Origin of the sequence: Flavicella sp. (assembly GCF_029238425.1) — a bacterium.
In the GTDB taxonomy this organism is placed as follows: Bacteria; Bacteroidota; Bacteroidia; order Flavobacteriales; family Flavobacteriaceae; genus Flavicella.
The window spans coordinates 1-18,348 of sequence record NZ_JAQWGB010000183.1 but is presented as its reverse complement, the minus strand read 5'-3'; the positions used below and the strand labels follow the sequence as shown (position 1 = coordinate 18,348).

Here is an 18,348-nt window from a genome sequence, read left to right as displayed (position 1 = left end):
GAGGTTGTAATTTATTAATTTCTTAGGTTGACTTTTCTCAGATGCGTTTATGCATTGTTGATAGTAGCTTTCTTACTATAATTAAAAACATTATGCAGCATTTGTGGTAATATGATATCACATATGTTGCATGTTTTTTGTTGGTTTCCTTGTAAATTTATCAAATACCATTATTAAATTTCTATCTTACTGGAGATTATACAAGCGTTAAACCAAACCAAACAAACCAAAATGAACTGCAAAATCGATGTTTTTAAACATAAGGTTATACTTGCCTTATCCTGTTTTTGTTTTTTGTCAACTTATTTATTTTCTCAGAAAATTGAGGAGTCTTATAATTTTGTAAATATAAAAGAGGGAATTTCTAAAACAGGAGTTTTCTCAATAATTCAGGATAAAGAAGGATTTATCTGGTTGGGAACAAATGGAGCAGGTCTACATCGATATGATGGGATTGACTATACCACTTATGTTCATAAAATACAGGATTCTACTTCCATAAGTAGTAGTCTAGTTTTTAGCATGCAAATTGATTCCAAAAATAGATTGTGGCTAGGTACTGAAAATGGTTTGAATCTATATGATCGTGACCAAGACAGATTTATAAAAATTGATGTAAAAAGTAGGATTTCTAATCTTAAGGATGCGGTTGCCATTAGAAGTCTATTGGTCGATGATTTTGGAAATTTATTTATTGGTACTTATGATCATGGATTGTTTTGTTTGGATTTAGAAACTCTTAAGGTTACATCTGTAGCATATAAAAAATCGTTGGAAACCGATACTGTTTTTAATATTCATTGTTTGGTGAAATCAAAAGATGGAGTAGTTTATGCTGGGACAGAAGGAGGATTAAAAGTTTTTAATTCGGCTGAAATGAGTTTGGACCCTGTTGTATTGAGAACAAAGAGCGATTTTTACAGTTGCAATTCTAAGATTCAATCTTTAATGGTTGATAGTAATAATAATTTATGGGTTGGAACCATGTCCAATGGTTTGATAAAAATTTCAGAACAATCTGAAAACGAGTTTTATGATATTGAGGAGTATTTCTATTCTAAAAACAGAATATTTTCAATCATAGAAACTCCAGATAAGCGTATTATGTATGGAACTGAGAATGATGGTTTAATTCATATCAGTTCTAAGGGAGATTTGATAGAGGAATATTTGACCGATAAAACAGATGAAAATAGCATACTTTCAAATTCTATTTGGTCTCTATTTGTAGATGCGAATAGTAGAATTTGGATGGGGTATTATAATAGTGGAATTGGTGTATACGATCAATTGTATGATAAATTCAAAGGAATTGAAAGTTTGCCAAATAATTCGAATTCATTGCAGTTGAGTTCTGTAACTGGAATTGCTGAAGATGTAAAAGGCAATTTATGGTTTGCTATGGATGGAGGAGGTATTGATGTTTACAATCCAATTACCAAAAATATTGCTCATATTAACAATACTGAAACTTCTTTGTATTCAGGATTAAAGAGCTTGTATATAGAATCTTTATTTGTGGATAGTCAACAAAATGTTTGGGCAGGTAGCTGGAATAACGGAATTTTTCTATTGAAAAAAGGAACAACAGAGTTTGTGAATTATAATCATAATAATACAAATGGAGCTTTGGTCTCCAATTGTATTTCAAGTTTTGCAGAAGATAAGGAGGGAACTATTTGGATCAGTACTTTGTATGGAGGTGGAATTCATCGATATATCCCAAGTACTGAAACATTTCAAAGACTAGAAGCTCCTGTGTTTAAGAAATTTGACTTGGATAATAAGGATATCAGGAAAATTATTGTGGATTCGGACCAGTCCATTTGGGCAGGTACCATAGATGGTCTGTATAGGATTAAAAAGGAAGATAATACTTTTAGTATTGTTGATTTTTCTAAAAAAATGTCTCGAGAGTATGATCACCATATTAGTTCAAATCATGTATTGACCCTGTTTGAGGCGGATGACAAATCGATATGGATTGGGACAAGAGGTGCTGGTCTCTGCAGATATGATAAACTTAGAGATGAGTTTTCTTGGTTCAATAATTCTGATGGTCAAAACTTAAATAATGTCAATAGTATTGTTGAATGTGTGGATGGTAATATGTGGTTTAGTGGGAATTCTGGGTTGAGTAAATTAAATCGAATCAATAATACGTTTACAACCTATACTAGAAATGATGGTCTATTGTCAAATGATTTTAATATCAATGCGGGGTATAAAGCGAGTAATGGTACTTTATATTTTGGGAATTATCTAGGCGTCGATTATTTTTCACCAAATGATATTTTGACTAATAAAAGCGTGCCGTTTTCCTATTTAAAGGGATTGAAACTTTTTAATAAAGAAGTAGTTCCTGGCACCAATAATTCACCCCTAGAAAAAGTTATATCTCAAACGGAAGCGATCGTGTTAACGCACGAACAATCGGTATTTACGATAGAATATTCGGCAATAAATTATACGCGTCCTGAGAAAAACAGTTATGCCTATTATTTAGAAGGTTTAGAAGATTCTTGGAATTATGTTGGGGATATAAGAAGTGCAACCTACACAAATTTAGATTATGGGAGTTATACCTTTAAATTAAAAGCGGCTAATAATGATGGGGTGTGGAATGAAACTCCTTTAGAGCTTTCCATAAAAATTTTGCCACCTTGGTGGAAAACAAGACTCGCCATTCTCTTGTATTTAATTCTCTTTTTATTTGGTTTGTATTTGTTGAATGTGCTTACAAATAAAAGGTTAAGTGAAAAACAATTGTTGGAAAATGAAAGAGAGACAAGAGAGCAGAAAGAAAAGTTGAACGAGAAAAAATTGCAATTTTTTACAAATATATCTCATGAATTTAGAACACCCTTAACTCTTATAAAAAATCCATTAGAGAGCATTATTGGTGATACAGATCAAAATTTACCATCAAGTATCAAAGAAAAGCACCGAATTATTTATAAAAATACGGATAGGCTGAATCGTTTGATAAACGAATTGATGGATTATAGAAAATTAGAGCTTAATAAAGTAAGACTGAAAGTTGTAAAATTTGACTTAGTGGCTTTTTTGAAGAATTTATGCGACTATTTTTCTGAAGAATCTATTGAGAAAGGCATTCAATTCGAATTTGATTGTACTTTAAAAGAATTATTTGTTTGGGTGGACCCTGGGATGTTGGATAAAATTATTTTCAATTTATTGTCCAACGCCTTTAAAGTGACAGATGATGGAGGGAAAATTACACTTAAGTTGGTAGGAAAATCTAAACATATATTTCCACTTTTGGGTGAAGAAACTCAAGATTCTTTTTCGATAATTATTGAAGATACTGGACCGGGATTAAGAACGGATCAGTTGGAAAAAATATTTGAAAGATTTTATCAAGTTGATAATCTGAACAAAAGTTATTACAGTGGAACGGGGATCGGATTGGAATTGGTTAGAAGTTTTGTGGAATTGCATAAAGGAAAAATTGAAGTTGAAAGTGAATTGGGAAAAGGAACTTGTTTTAAAGCATTTTTCCCATTGGGTAAATCCCATTTTTCTGAAGAAGAATTTGCGAAAAAAGTGGCAACTGTTCCAGAGCTAAGAAAACAGAAATTTATTCTTCCGAAGGCAGAAGAAGTTTCTGAACCTATGCCAGAATTAGATGGACCGATTAGTCAAACTTTGTTAATAGTTGAGGATAATACCGAGTTAAGAAATTACCTCAAAAAAGAACTTAAAAGGTATTACAAAATTATTTCTGCAACCAATGGGGAGGAAGGTTTGGCAATAACAAAAGAAAAACAACCCGATATTATTGTAACGGATGTCATGATGCCGGTTATGAATGGTTTTGAGTTCTGTAAGGCGGTGAAATCAAATATAGAAACAAGTCACATTCCTATCCTTATGCTTACTGCTAAAACCATGATTGAAGATTGGGTGCACGGAAATAATGTAGGTGCGGATGCGTATTTGCACAAGCCATTTGATTTAAGGGTATTGATATCTAGATTGGCGCAATTGTCAAGAAGTAGAAAAATTTTATTTGATAAATATTTTAGTGCTCTGGTAGAGGATGAATCTCAATTAGAGACAACCTCGGTTGATAAAGAGTTCATCCAAAAGGTACTTGCCTATATTGATGCCAATTTGAGTGATCCATCTTTAAGCGTAGATTTATTGGCTTCTCAATTGTTCTTGAGTAGAAGCCAGTTTTATAGAAAAATAAAATCCTTGACTAATAGTACGGCCGTTGAGTTCATTAGAAAGATTCGTCTAGAACGAGCGATGCAGTTGATTGAGGCTGGGAATACGAATATCAATGATGTTTGTTATTCCGTAGGGTTCTCCACACCCTCTTATTTTTCTAAGTGTTTCAAAAAACAGTTTGGCATACTTCCAACGCAGGTAGAAAAGAAAGAAAAATTTACCGAATAGTTTTTCTGATGGCGATTTTTGTGTGTGATGGTGTTGTTTTAGAGAGTTTTATCAAATGTTGAGAATACGAATGTTGCACAAAAAGTAACAAATGTTGCGCAGTGGTTGTAATAGGGAAATATAGCTTCATTTACTGCATAAGTTGCTTTTTTAATGGCAAATAAAAATAAATGTTGAGTCTAAGTTTGTAAGTGAGAAATTATGAAGAACAAGAAGTCAAATAAAAATGTAATTCTGGAGATACTGTTGTTTACAATAGTGTTTGCCTTATTTGTATTGATTTTGACGACTGTATTCTAATCTTACTAAAACTAACTAGAAATAGGGTAATTCTTATTTCAAAAATTAACTAAAACCTAATTAAGTATGAACAAAATGAAAATTACTTTCATTGCACTAGTGATGATTTGCACACAAAGTGTTTTTTCACAGACAAAATCCATTAGTGGTCTTGTTACGGATGAATCCAATTCTCCTTTGCCTGGTGTTTCCGTATTAGTAGTAGGTACTAATATTGGAGTAACAACAGATTTTGATGGGAATTTTACCATTCAGGATGTAAGTGCTTCAAACGAACTTGAAGTGAGTTATATCGGAATGGAGACTCAAGTTATTAAAGTTGGAAATCAATCTAGTATTTCCGTTACATTAAAAGAATCTTCCCAAGCCTTGGATGAAGTAGTTGTCGTTGGGTATGGATCTACATCAAGAAAATTAGTTACAGGGGCAATCTCCTCTGTAAAATCAGAAACCATTACCAGTAGACCAATTACTTCGGCAGATCAAGCTTTACAAGGTACAGCTGCTGGGGTAACAGTTTCTAATACGGGTTCTCCAGGGTCTAGTCCACAAGTACAAATTCGTGGTGTAGGTACTTTTGGTAATAGTCAACCATTGTATGTGATTGATGGAGTTGTATCTGGAGGATTGAATGAAATCAACCCTAATGATATTGAAACTATGGATGTTTTAAAGGATGCTTCCACTGCGGCTATTTATGGATCGAGAGCTTCTAATGGGGTTATTATGATTACTACTAAAAAAGGTAGATCAGGTAAAACAAAAGTGACTTTTGATTCTTATGTTTCTACGCAGTCTGCAAAGAAAACATATGACCTGTTAAACTCATCTCAGTTTGAAACTTTTGCAGGAGAAACTTATGGTTTGCCAAATAGATATACGGTAGATCCTGAGTCTACAAAATTAAATACGGACTGGCAAGACGAGGTTTTTAGATCTGCAATTATGTCTAATACCAATGTAAATGTTTCAGGTGGTTCTGAGACTGCAATTTTTAATTTGTCTGCAGGGTACTTAGATCAGGAGGGTATTATTATCAATACTGGCTTTAAAAGAGCGTCTATTAGAGCAAACAGTGAATTTAAAGTTGGAAAACGTTTTAAGATTGGTGAAACTTTATCTATTGCGGATTCTGAAAAAATGAATGAAGAAAATAGTGGAGGTAGAACATTGGTGGAACACATGATCAAATCTCTACCATATACGCCAGTATATAATGCTGCTAACCATGGTGGTTTTGGTGGTACGGATACTGCATTAGATAATGGTTCGGATGCTGAAAACCCTGTAAGATTACAGACGATTTCTGATAATGTTACGGAAACAATGAAAGTGTTGGGGTCTATTTATGCTTCATTTGAAGTGATTGATGGATTGGATTTAAAATTCTTGTATGGTTTTGATAGAGCAACTTCAGAAAATAATATTTTTAGACCAACATTTAATGAAGGGATTAACAAAAGAACTGCAGCTGATATTAACCAGTCTGTAAGTGTTTTTAATTCGGATACTTATACGGGTTCTATCAATTACAAGAAAACCTTTAATGAGAAACATAATGTAGAGGCTCTTTTTGTTGCAGAGGAATTTGAAACAAGCTCAAGAATCTATAGTTCAAGAATGGATAATCCATTAACAGATGAAATTAAATTGGTAAAAGGAGGTGTGGAGACAACTTCAAACAATCAATTGTATGAGTATAAACTAGTTTCATATATTGGCCGATTAAAGTATAATTATGGCGGTAAATATTTAATATCTGCATCTTTACGTAAGGATGGTTCATCTCGATTTGGAGAGAATAATAGATGGGGAACATTCCCGGCAATGTCTTTAGGATGGGTGCTAAGTGAAGAAGGATTTTTAAGTGAGTCTAATGTGATTTCTAACTTGAAACTAAGAGGTTCTTGGGGAGTTACCGGTAATGACGGCTCAGCAGATTACGTATATTCTGCAGGTTTGATTTCTGGGTATAACTATGTTGGATTTAATTCTTCTACAGGATATTCTAATTTTGCAGCTGAAAATCCTGATTTAAAATGGGAGGAATCTGTTCAGACTAATATTGGTCTAGATTTAGGTTTGTGGAATAATGCTGTGACAGTTTCAATGGAGTATTACAATACAGATAATAAAGATGTTATTATTGGTGTGCCAAATCAACCATCGTATGGTTTGGGTGCAACTCATACTACCAGAAATGGAGCTTCAATAAACACAAAAGGTATGGAGTTTTCAGTAGGTTACAATCATAATAATGGTGGAGACTTTTCTTGGTCGGGAAATCTTAATCTAGGAACAGCTAAAAATGTAGTTACAGACTTAAACGGATCTCTTTTTGAGGAATACAACAGCTTTGAAAACGAAAATCTTACAAGAAATGAGGTTGGTGAATCTCTGTTTTTTATGTATGGATATCAAACAGATGGTTTGTTCCAAGTTGGGGATGATACAAGTGCACAACCAAATGCAGCAGCAGGAGATATTAAATATGTAGATCAAAATGGAGATGGTGTTATTACTAGTGATGACAATGTGAAAATTGGTAATCCTTTTCCGAATTTTACTTATGGTTTGACATTAACTGCGAATTACAAACAATTTGATGCATCAATGTTTTTGAATGGGGTAAGTGGTAATGATGTGTACAATACAAATATCTATGATCTTGAAGGAATGACTCGTTTGTTCAATTCGGGGACTGCAGTGTTGAATAGATGGACCCCTACAAATACAAGTACGAATGTGCCAAGATACACTGGAAATGGAGGTCACTCAGATAACGTAAACCGTTCTGATAGATTTGTAGAAGATGGATCTTACACAAAACTTAGAAATTTAACCATTGGATATAGCTTAAGCAACTCTGTTTTGAGTAAAATAGCGAAAGGAACTTTTTCTAAATTCAGATTTTACGCAGCTGGTCAAAACTTATTGACATTTACTAAGTATTCTGGATTAGATCCAGAAGTGGGTGGAAGTACGCTTACTCAAGGTCAAGGCTCTGCAACAAGTATTGGTATTGATAGAGGTGTATATCCTGAACCAAGATCTTTTACATTAGGATTACAGGTAGGATTTTAATTTAGTTTAATAAATAATAGAATAAGAGATGAAAAAATTTAAAATTATTATAACTGGATTGATCATAGCATTTGGAGTTACTACTTCTTGTGATGAATCTGGATTGGATAAGGTAAATCCGAATGAACTTTCAGCTGCAACATACTTTAAAACAAGTGCTCAGTTGGAATCTGCTACAACTTCTTGCTACGCTTATTTACAGGGAGCAGGGAATTATGCGAGATACCAGTTTTATATCAATGATAATATTTCTGGAGAAAATTATGCAGCTGGGAACTTAGAAGCAGACAAACAGCAATATATTAATCGTGATGTAGATGAAGCTAATGGTGGAAGCAACCAGTTTTGGCAACAGACTTATCAAGGTATTGGACGTTGTAATTTTTTAATTGCAAATGAAGAAAATTTTGATGCGAGTATTCCCTCAGCTGAAAAAGCAGGTAGATTGGGTGAGGCAAAGTTTTTAAGAGCGTTTTATTACTTTAACTTGGTAACTCATTATGGAGATATTCCGTTGGTGTTAAATTTAGAAACAAAACAAGGAGGAGAAGCAAAGTCGTCTGTAGCAGATGTGTATACTGCTATTATCGCAGACTTAACTATAGCTCACTCTAGTTTACCGGCCAAAGGTGTGCAAGAGCAAGGTAGGATTACCGCTGAAGCAGCATGGGCTTTACTGGGTAAAGTGTATTTGCAAATGGGTGGAAAAGATGCAGAAGCGAAAGCTGCATTGGCAAATGTAACAGGATATACACTTGTGGACGATTATAGAGATAACTTTACGGTTGCAGGTGAACATAATGATGAATCTGTATTTGAGGTTCATTATGATGAATCAACTGGAGGCGGAGACTCTTGGAGTGGAAATGCAAGAGGAAATGCAGAAACAACCTTTAGAGCCATGGAGTATTCAGGATGGTACAATGTAAAACCAACTCAAGCATTGCTTGATGAATATGAGGCAGGGGACACGCGTTATGCTGCTAATTTTTACTCAATAGGAGATTTTTATAATAACGGAACTACAGAGTTTGTTTCTGGAGGAATAGGACCTGATGATAATCCTGCTTGGAGAAAATATCAAAATTTAGACAATAGAGCTTCGGAAACTACAGATAGTGGGATCAACGCTAGAGTGATTAGATACGCAGATGTGTTGTTGATGCAAGCAGAAGCTGAAATTCGTTCTGGAGGTACTGATGCTGCTGCATTAGGGTTTTTGAACCAAGTTAGAGCAAGAACATCAGTTAATTTACCTGCAATATCAGTGACTGGTGAAGCGGCTGTACTCGATGCTATTAAGCATGAAAGATGGGTTGAGTTAGCGGGAGAGCAATCTAGGTTTTATGACTTACAACGTTTTGATAATGATGTTTATCTAATGCCTATTCCGAATGTTGAATTACAGTCCAATACAAATTTATAAAGGGAGAGTTTGGTTTTGATTGGAGGATCTTGTGCAGTTTTACTGCACAGGATTTTTCAGTTTAAATAAATAGAATTTTTCAGAAAAAATAGTAAATTAATTTCATGAAATATAGTCTTGTTTTTTTGTTTGTATTGTTTGTTTCTTGTTCACATGTGGATACAGAAAAGCAACAATTTGTTAGGAAGTTTTCAAATGAAACTCATATCAATTTTAACAACAAATTGGTAGAGACAGATACTTTAAATTATTTTAATTATCCATATATCTATATGGGAGGAGGAATTGCAGTTGGTGATTTTAACAATGACAAACTTCAAGATTTATATTTTACAGGAAATATGGTTTCTAATCGTCTGTATCTAAATAAGGGCGATTTAAAATTTGAGGATGTTACGGAACAAGCAAATGCTGGATTAGGAAAAGAGTGGAGTCTGGGTGGCACTACTATTGATATTAACAATGATGGTCTTTTGGATATTTATATCAGTGTTTCAGGAAAGCAACCTGAATGTCCTAATAGGTTATTAGTAAATCAAGGAATAGATGAAAATGGAGATATTTCTTTTAAAGAACAAGCTGAACAATATGGTATCGCAGATGCAGGGCATAGTACTCAGAGTACTTTTTTTGATTATGATAATGATGGGGATTTGGATTTGTATGTGGCAAACTATCCAATAACTCCTTTTAAAACATCACCATATATCTATAAAAAACATATAGAATATGCCGCCTCTAACCATTCAAATCATTTGTATAGAAATAACGGGAATGGAACTTTTGACGATGTAACGAAAGAAGCGAAGTTATTGTCTTATAGTTTGTCTTTGAGTGCAACTGTAAGCGATTTAAATAATGATGGGTACCAAGATATTTATGTAAGTAACGATTTTGCTAGTGCCGATTTTTGCTATATGAATAACGGAGATGGGACGTTTAGGAATACAATCGAGAAATCAACTAAGCATACTTCTTTGTATGGAATGGGAGCGGATATCTCGGACTTTAATAATGACGGTTTTTTAGATATCATGCAAGTTGATATGGATGCATCAACTAATAAAAGATCAAAAGCCAATATGGCAAGTATGAACCCAAAAGTATTTTGGGATACTTATAATTCTGGTTTGTACTATCAGTATATGCACAATTGTTTACAACTCAATACCGGTGTATTGGACAAGGATATGAATCCACTTTTTAATAATATTTCTAGAATTGCAAATGTATCTACTACCGACTGGAGTTGGGGTCCTGTATTTGCAGATTTAGATAATGATGGTTGGAAAGATTTATATGTGTCTAATGGTACAAGAAGAGAGATAAACAACACAGATTTTTTCAATGAAATAGGAAAAAACAGAAATGCCTTTTCTTCAAAAAACACAACATCAGGATTAGAAAATTCTTTAAAAATCCCTTCTGAAAAGACAGATAATTTTGTTTTCAGAAATTCAAAAGATCTAACTTTTGAAAAAGTGAACAAAAAGTGGGGGCTTTCCTTTTCAGGGTTTTCCAATGGAGTTGTATATGCGGATCTTGATAATGACGGTGATTTAGAAATTATATTAAATAATATTGATGACGAGGCTGTTGTTTTCGAAAATAAAAATAGTGAAGAAAATAATGCAATCACTTTTGAGTTCATAGGGACAGAAAATAACAAGATGGGCTTAGGAGTAAAGTGTGAGGTTTTGACAAAAAGCTCTAAGCAGTTTCAGGAGTTACATCTTGTACATGGCTATTTGTCATCGATGGCGCCTCAGTTACATTTTGGATTTGGAACTTTTTCTGAAATTGAAAATGTACATATTACTTGGCCAGATGGTAAAAGTCAAAATATAAACGGGCTAGCAGTTAATAAAAAATACGTAATAGAATACGCGAATGCAAGTTTTGCAGAAGAAAAAGAAAGTCTGATAACAGAAACATTATTTTCTGAAGACCTTGAGTTGTCAAAAGTTTTTAAGCATGAAGAAAATGAATTTGACGACTATAAAAACGAAATATTATTGCCTCATAAAACATCTATGTTTGGACCCTATGTTTCTGTGGCCGATGTGAATAAAGATGGCTTAGATGATTTTTATTGCAGTGGAGCTTCGGAACAGAGTGGAGGGTTGTTTTTTCAAAATATGAATGGCGGTTTTGATAAACAACAAGCACTGGATTCAGAGAATGATGTTCTCAAAGAAGATATGGGCTCTTTATTTTTTGATGCTGATAACGATGGCGATTTAGACTTGTATGTTGTTAGTGGCGGAAATGAATTCAAACCAAACTCAAAAGAATTACAAGATCGATTGTATATAAATACCAATGGAACTTTTACAAAATCAAAGAACGGATTACCAAAAATTACAGCCAGTGGTTCTAGAGTCTATAATTTTGATTTTGATAAAGACGGTGATCAAGATTTATTGGTTTGCGGTAGGTTGGTGCCAGGGAATTACCCTTCTCCTGCGAAAACATATTTGTTAGAAAATAAAACAAGTAACGGAACTGTCTTGTTTGAAGATATAACCGAGAAATATATTTCTGAATTTCAAAATTTAGGAATGGTTACAGCGGCTAGTTTGGTAGATGTTGATGGTGATGGTTGGCAGGATATTGTTCTTGTTGGTGAGTGGATGCCTATTCGAGTTTTTAAAAATAATGAAGGGAAAAACTTTGTTGAAAGCTCTATGGATTTAGGATTAGAGAGAACAACAGGTTGGTGGTTTTCACTTGAAAGTGGAGATTTTGATAATGATGGAGATATAGATTTTATAGCAGGAAATTTAGGTTTGAATTATAAATACAAATCATCTGAAGATGAGACTTTTGATATTTATTTTAATGATTTCGATCAGAATGATAAAAAGGATATTGTGTTGAGTTACTATAATGAAGGAAAGAAATTTCCAGTGAGGGGAAGGTCATGTTCTTCTTCTCAGGTAGGAATGATTAAGAAAAAATTTAAAACCTATAATAAATTTGCAGAAGCAACTTTAGATGATGTTTATGGAGAGGAAAATTTGGAGAAATCATTGCACTATCAAGTAAATACTTTTGCAACGAGTTATATCGAAAATAAAAATGGAGAATTTATAGTCCATCAATTGCCAAATGAGGTACAGCTGTCTAGTGTAAACGGTTTGATAGTAAAAGACTTTGATAAAGACGGTAATTTGGATGTTTTAGCTGCGGGTAATCTTTATGCTTCTGAAATTGAAACACCTCGAAATGATGCAGGTACAGGAGTCCTATTGTTAGGAGATGGTAAAGGTAAATTTCAAGCAAAACAAATAGCAGAATCTGGGTTCTATGCTCCAAATGACGCGAAGGATTTGAAGTTGATACAAGTAGGGGACCAAACCAAAGTTATGGTGTCTAATAACAATGATTTTCTTCAATTTATAGATGTATTAAAACAATAATGGAATGAGAAATTACCTTCTGTTTTCTTTTCTAACCTTCATAGTAAGTTGTGCTACGGATTTAAAAGATTCAACTTCTAAACCAACCTTGTTTGAAAGTGTTAAGGCAGAAGATTCAGGAATTCAATTCAACAACTTGATTTCTGAAGATGCAAACAATTTTTTCATGGTCTATAACTATGCCTACAACGGCGGCGGTGTTGCAACGGGAGATATAAATAACGACGGCTTAACGGATCTTTATTTTACCGGGAATCAGGTTTCGAACAAATTATACTTGAATCAAGGGAACTTTGAATTTAGAGATATTACCGAAGATGCTGAGGTTTCGGGAGAGAAAGGCTGGAGTAATGGTGTTGTAATGACGGATGTAAATGGTGATGGTTTTTTAGATATTTATGTGTGTAAAGGAGGTTGGAAAGGTTCGCTTAAAGAAAGAGCTAATTTACTTTATATAAATAATGGAGATTCAACTTTTACTGAAAGTGCCCAAGAGTTAGGTTTGGCAGATGAAGGTTTTTCTATGATGGCTTCATTCTTTGATATGGATAACGATAACGATTTGGATATGTATTTAATCAATCGTCCTCAAAAGTTTAATGGAACCCATAGCTCTGTCAGAAAAGGAAAAGCTGATGAAAACCCTTTGTATCGACATAAACTGTATGAAAATGTGGATGGACACTTTATAGATGTCGCTTTAAACTCGGGTATTAAAGAGACTTATTCTTTTGGTCTTGGATTGGCCACGTCCGACTTGGATAAAGATGGTCTGGTAGATATCTATGTTGCAAATGATTATTTTGAAAGCGATTATTATTTTAAGAATAAGGGTTCTAAACAGTTCAATCAAGAAATTAGCTCGTTTTCCAATCATGTTGCCTTCTATGGAATGGGAGTAGATGTGGTTGATTTTAACAATGATGGTTTTGAAGATTTAATCGAGTTAGACATGACTCCTTCGGATCATGAAAGGTCAAAAATAAATATGGCGTCTATGGATGTCAAAGCCTATAATAGAATATTGGCTGAGGGAAATCATTATCAATACATGCATAACATGTTGCAAATTAATAACGGTAACGGTTTTTTTAGCGAGGTAAGTCAGTTTGCCGGTGTTGCGAAAACTGATTGGAGCTGGAGTTGTTTAGGGGCCGATTTTGATAATGATGGATTTAGAGATTTATTTATATCGAACGGTTTTCGTAGAGATGTTTTTGATAAGGATGTGAGTCAGGAGTTTAAAACGTATACAAGTTCTTCGGAAAAGAAAAATAGATCTAAAGAAGACAATTTGAAACACATAGTAAATATGTACAAGGAAAATAAAATTCCAAATCATGTTTATAGGAACAAAGGAAATTTAAAATTTGAGTCAAAAATAAAAGAATGGGGCTTGGAGACGGTTAGTTTTTCAAATGGAGCTTCTGTGGCCGATCTTGATAATGATGGGGATTTAGATTTAATTGTAAATAATATAAACGATAAAGCCTTTGTCTATAAAAACAACTCAGAAAAAAACGGGAATAATTATTTAAAAATCAAACTGAATGGACCTCAAAAAAACAGAAAAGGTTTAGGTGCAAAAATTACTATTTATCATAAAGATAGTATTCAGTATCATGAGTTGAAAAATGTTAGAGGTTATTTGTCTTCAGTAGAATCGATTGCTCATTTTGGCCTGGGGAAAATTTCTAAAATAGATTATGTGGAGGTATTATGGCCTGATTCGAAACAAAATATTCTATATTCTTTAGATGCAAATCAATTAGTAGGCATTGATTATAGCAAAGCAATAAAAGTCCATAGAATTCCTCATAAAAGTAAGGAGACTGTATTTGTAGATATTACAGAGAAGGCCTTTAATGGAGTAGATATTTCTCATAAAGAAAATACATATGACGATTTTAGAGATCAAATATTGCTGCCGCATAAATTATCTACAGAAGGACCCTGTATTTCAGTTGCGGATGTAAATAACGATGGGTACGAAGATTTTTTTATTGGAGGATCTCACAGTTTTCCGGGTAGAATATTTCTGCAAACTAAAAATAAGACCTTTGTTGCGTCTGTTCAAAATTCAATAGCAAAGGATAAAGGCTATGAAGATGTAGATGCTGTCTTTTTTGATGCCAATTCAGATGGGTTTCAAGATTTGTATGTTGTAAGTGGTGGAAGTGAGTTTCAGAATGGGTCAAGGGCTTATCAAGATAGACTTTATCTAAATGATGGCAATGGAAAATTTAAGAGCAGCAGTATTTTGCCAAAAATAAATTCAAGCGGTGGTTGCGTGTTGCCTTTAGACTATGATGCTGATGGCGATTTAGATTTATTTGTGGGGGGACGATTGGTTCCTAAAAAATATCCAAAAGCCCCAAAAAGTTATTTGTTGGAAAATAGAAACGGAGTGTTTGTTGATGTAATTGATGCTGTAGCTCCATCTTTAGAATATATTGGTTTAGTTACGGATGCAGCCTTTGAAGATATAAATTCCAATGGTGTGAAAGAATTAATTGTAGTGGGTGAATGGATGCCAATTACGGTTTTTGAAGTAAAGAAAAATAGCTTTGAGAAAAGTGAGGAGTTAGGAATAGAAAAGTCTCATGGATGGTGGAATTGTATCACAGCAAGTGACATTGATGCAGACGGTGATATGGATTTTGTAGTTGGGAACTTAGGTAAGAATTACAAATTTAAAGCAAGTCAAGAAAAACCATTTTATGTCTTTGCTTCCGACTATGACAATAATGGTACAAATGATGTTTTTTTAGCGAAGAACTATAAAAATAAAATTGTTCCGGTAAGAGGTAAAGAATGTTCCACACAACAATTGCCAGGTCTTGATCAAAAATTTAAATCATATGAGCAGTTTGCAAAAGCGGATATAAATGATGTATTAGGTGCTAGTGAAAAATCTTCAGTAAAACATAAAGCGTATGAATTTAATTCAGTTGTTTTAAGAAATAATAAGGGAGTTCTTACAATGGAAAACTTACCCTATCAAGCTCAGTTTTCCACGGTTCAATCCGTCTTGGTCGATGATTTCACAAATGATGGTTTAAAAGATGTTTTAATAGCAGGAAATAGATTTAATGTAGAAGTAGAAACTACACGTGCGGATGCTTCTGTAGGTTTGTTTTTGCAAAGTGATGCTCACGGAAATTATATACCATCAAGTGCTATAGAAAGTGGAGTTTTCTTAAAAAACAACACAAAAGAACTGAAGACTATTTTATTAGGGAATAGAAGTAAAAAAACCTCCAAAGGGATTCTTGTCGGGGTAAATAATAATAGCACGCGATTGTTAAAAGCTTCGAGTCAAAATTAAAAACTTATGAGAAATTTTCTTTTATGTATAACGTTCTGTGTAGGGAGTTGTCTGTTCGCGCAAAAGACTTCCAGTAACGAAGATGTATTTGTTATAAATGATCAAGAGTATCTTGAAAAAAGAGGAGCCAATGTGATGTTAGCGCATGATTTTTATCCTGAAAGTCATCAAGGTGGGGTTGGGATTATTCAAAATGGTATTAGAGTTGCTACGAATGGAGATTTAAGATTGGAGCCTACGCCAGGGCAATGGCAGCCAGTTCCTAAGGTAGGGAAACGTAAAGTGGATTTAAAACGTCAATCGATAAGTGTGCAAATGCAATATCCTGATGATGATAAAAAAACGGGATTTAATCCTATTGTGTATCCAGATTTGGAATTGAAATATTCATTACGAGTAGAGCCTTCAGGAAAGTCTTTTAAAATTATTGTTGATTTAGAAAATCCATTGCCAAAAAAATGGCTAGGAAAAGTAGGGATGAATATTGAGTTTTTTCCAGCTGAATTATTTGGAAAATCCTATTATATGGATGAAGCATTTGGAATTTTCCCACGTCAATTAAATGGGCCAGGTTTCTATGATACTGACGGAAACTATCAGATAAAACCAATGGCAAAAGGAAATAAATTGGTAGTAGCACCTGAAAACTCAACACAGACTATACAAATAGAAAACTTACGTGACAATCAATTAGAACTCATTGATGGTCGTGCACAGCATAACAACGGGTGGTTTGTAGTTCGCTCATTGATACAGGAAAATAAAACAAAGAATGCCATAGAGTGGTTGGTGACACCTTCTACAGATTCTGAATATATGTATAAGTCTGTTGTTCAGGTTTCACAAGTAGGATATCATCCTAAACAAGAAAAAATTGCGATTATTGAAACGGATAAAAGAGATGACGGTATTGAGGAAATTCATTTATTAAGAGTTAATAATACCGGAGGGTTTACAGCAATAAAATCTGTTGTTCCAACAAAATGGGGTCCGTTTTTACGCTATCAATATTATCAGTTTGATTTTTCTGAAGTAGAAAAACCGGGAATGTATGTAATACGATATAAAGATCAGACAACACATAGTTTTCAAATTAATGAATCCGTTTTAGAAAGAAATGTTTGGCAGTCAACATTAGAATGTTTTCTACCAGTTCAAATGTGTCATATGAGGGTTAATGACCGTTATAAAGTTTGGCATGGCCGTTGTCATTTAGATGATGCCCGAATGGCGCCGGTAAACACGAATCATTTTGATGGTTATGAACAAGGAGAAAGTACATTGAGTCCATATAAATCAGGAGAAATTGTATCTGGTTTGAATGTGGGAGGATGGCATGATGCTGGAGATTATGATTTAAGAATAGAATCGCAAGCGGCAACGATAGAAGGATTGTCACAGATTTATGAATTGTTTGATGTCTCTTATGATAACACAACTATTGATCAAGAAAATAAAGTTGTAGAGCTGTTTCAACCAGATGGAAAACCGGATATACTACAGCAGATTGAACATGGAGCTTTAACTATTGTTGCAGGCTATAAAGCATTGCATAGATTTTATAGAGGAATAATAGTTCCTACGAATAGGCAATATGTATTGTTAGGAGATCCATTAAATCATAGTGATAACATTCCTTTTGCTAAGGAGGGAAGTATGTACCAAGATGTAGATAACTTTTATGAAAAAACAGGTAATTCCATGCAGTTTAGTCCGAATAGCAAGGCCATTGAACAAGGGCTGTTTGGAGCTCCCGATGATCGATGGGTGTTTACTGAAAATAATTTAAAAAGAAGTTACCAAACGGCTGCTTCGTTAGCGGTAACCTATAGAGCACTCAAAAATTATAACTCTAAACTTGCAGAAGATTGTCTTTCTATAGCTAAAGAAGTTTGGGAAGCTGCTGCTGACGATAATTCTCCTCAAAAAATAAATTTAGCAATAGCTTTATTTCAATCAACAAAATTAGAGAAATATAGTGACTTTTTAGTGTCGGAAGAACGCGTATTAGTGAAGGGTATTTCAAAATATGGATGGAAAATAGGTCCGGTTTTATCTTCTATCAATGACGAAAAATTTCAACAGAAAATAAAGAAATCAGTTGGAGAATATTTTTTAGAAATTGAAAAACTAGAAAAAGAAACACCTTATGGAGTGCCGTACAAACCTAATATTTGGGGTGCAGGATGGGGAATTCAACATTTTGGTGTTGAGCAATATTATCTTCATACTAGCTATCCGGATATTTTTGACACAAAATATATGATCAACGCTATGAATTTTATTTTGGGAGTGCATCCAGGTGTCAATACATCTTCGTTTGCCTCCGGAGTGGGAGTGCGTTCAATAACACAAGCCTATGG

6 protein-coding genes are annotated in these 18,348 nt (G+C 33.9%); all 6 read left to right on the top strand.

Features of this window, described 5'->3' with window-relative positions; all coding sequences use genetic code 11:
* The first annotated feature begins 231 nt into the window (after positions 1-231).
* Entirely contained in the window at positions 232-4,425 is a 4,194-nt protein-coding gene (locus P8H68_RS12490; RefSeq protein WP_300325714.1) for a hybrid sensor histidine kinase/response regulator transcription factor, read from the top strand.
* Positions 4,426-4,791: 366 nt separating this feature from the next.
* Positions 4,792-7,809, top strand: a complete 3,018-nt coding sequence (locus P8H68_RS12485; protein WP_300325711.1) for a TonB-dependent receptor — start codon at positions 4,792-4,794, stop codon at positions 7,807-7,809.
* Positions 7,810-7,837: 28 nt separating this feature from the next.
* Entirely contained in the window at positions 7,838-9,235 is a 1,398-nt protein-coding gene (locus tag P8H68_RS12480; RefSeq protein ID WP_300325708.1) for a RagB/SusD family nutrient uptake outer membrane protein, read from the top strand.
* A gap of 104 nt (positions 9,236-9,339) precedes the next feature.
* On the top strand, positions 9,340-12,657 hold the full coding sequence (locus P8H68_RS12475; RefSeq protein WP_300325705.1) for a VCBS repeat-containing protein: 3,318 nt from the start codon (positions 9,340-9,342) through the stop codon (positions 12,655-12,657).
* Between the two features lie 4 nt (positions 12,658-12,661).
* Positions 12,662-15,985 (top strand): VCBS repeat-containing protein, encoded by a 3,324-nt coding sequence (locus P8H68_RS12470; protein ID WP_300325702.1) that lies wholly within the window; start codon positions 12,662-12,664, stop codon positions 15,983-15,985.
* Between the two features lie 6 nt (positions 15,986-15,991).
* Positions 15,992-18,348 (top strand): glycoside hydrolase family 9 protein (locus P8H68_RS12465; protein WP_300325699.1); only part of this gene is annotated, 2,357 nt, incomplete at its 3' end.

What these genes read in the sequence shown, in the direction of transcription:
- P8H68_RS12475 (WP_300325705.1), top strand. Translation starts at nt 9,340, where the DNA reads ATGAAATATAGTCTTGTTTTTTTGTTTGTATTGTTTGTTTCTTGTTCA.
- P8H68_RS12470 (WP_300325702.1), top strand. Translation starts at nt 12,662, where the DNA reads ATGAGAAATTACCTTCTGTTTTCTTTTCTAACCTTCATAGTAAGTTGT.
- P8H68_RS12490 (WP_300325714.1), top strand. Translation starts at nt 232, where the DNA reads ATGAACTGCAAAATCGATGTTTTTAAACATAAGGTTATACTTGCCTTA.
- P8H68_RS12480 (WP_300325708.1), top strand. Translation starts at nt 7,838, where the DNA reads ATGAAAAAATTTAAAATTATTATAACTGGATTGATCATAGCATTTGGA.
- P8H68_RS12485 (WP_300325711.1), top strand. Translation starts at nt 4,792, where the DNA reads ATGAACAAAATGAAAATTACTTTCATTGCACTAGTGATGATTTGCACA.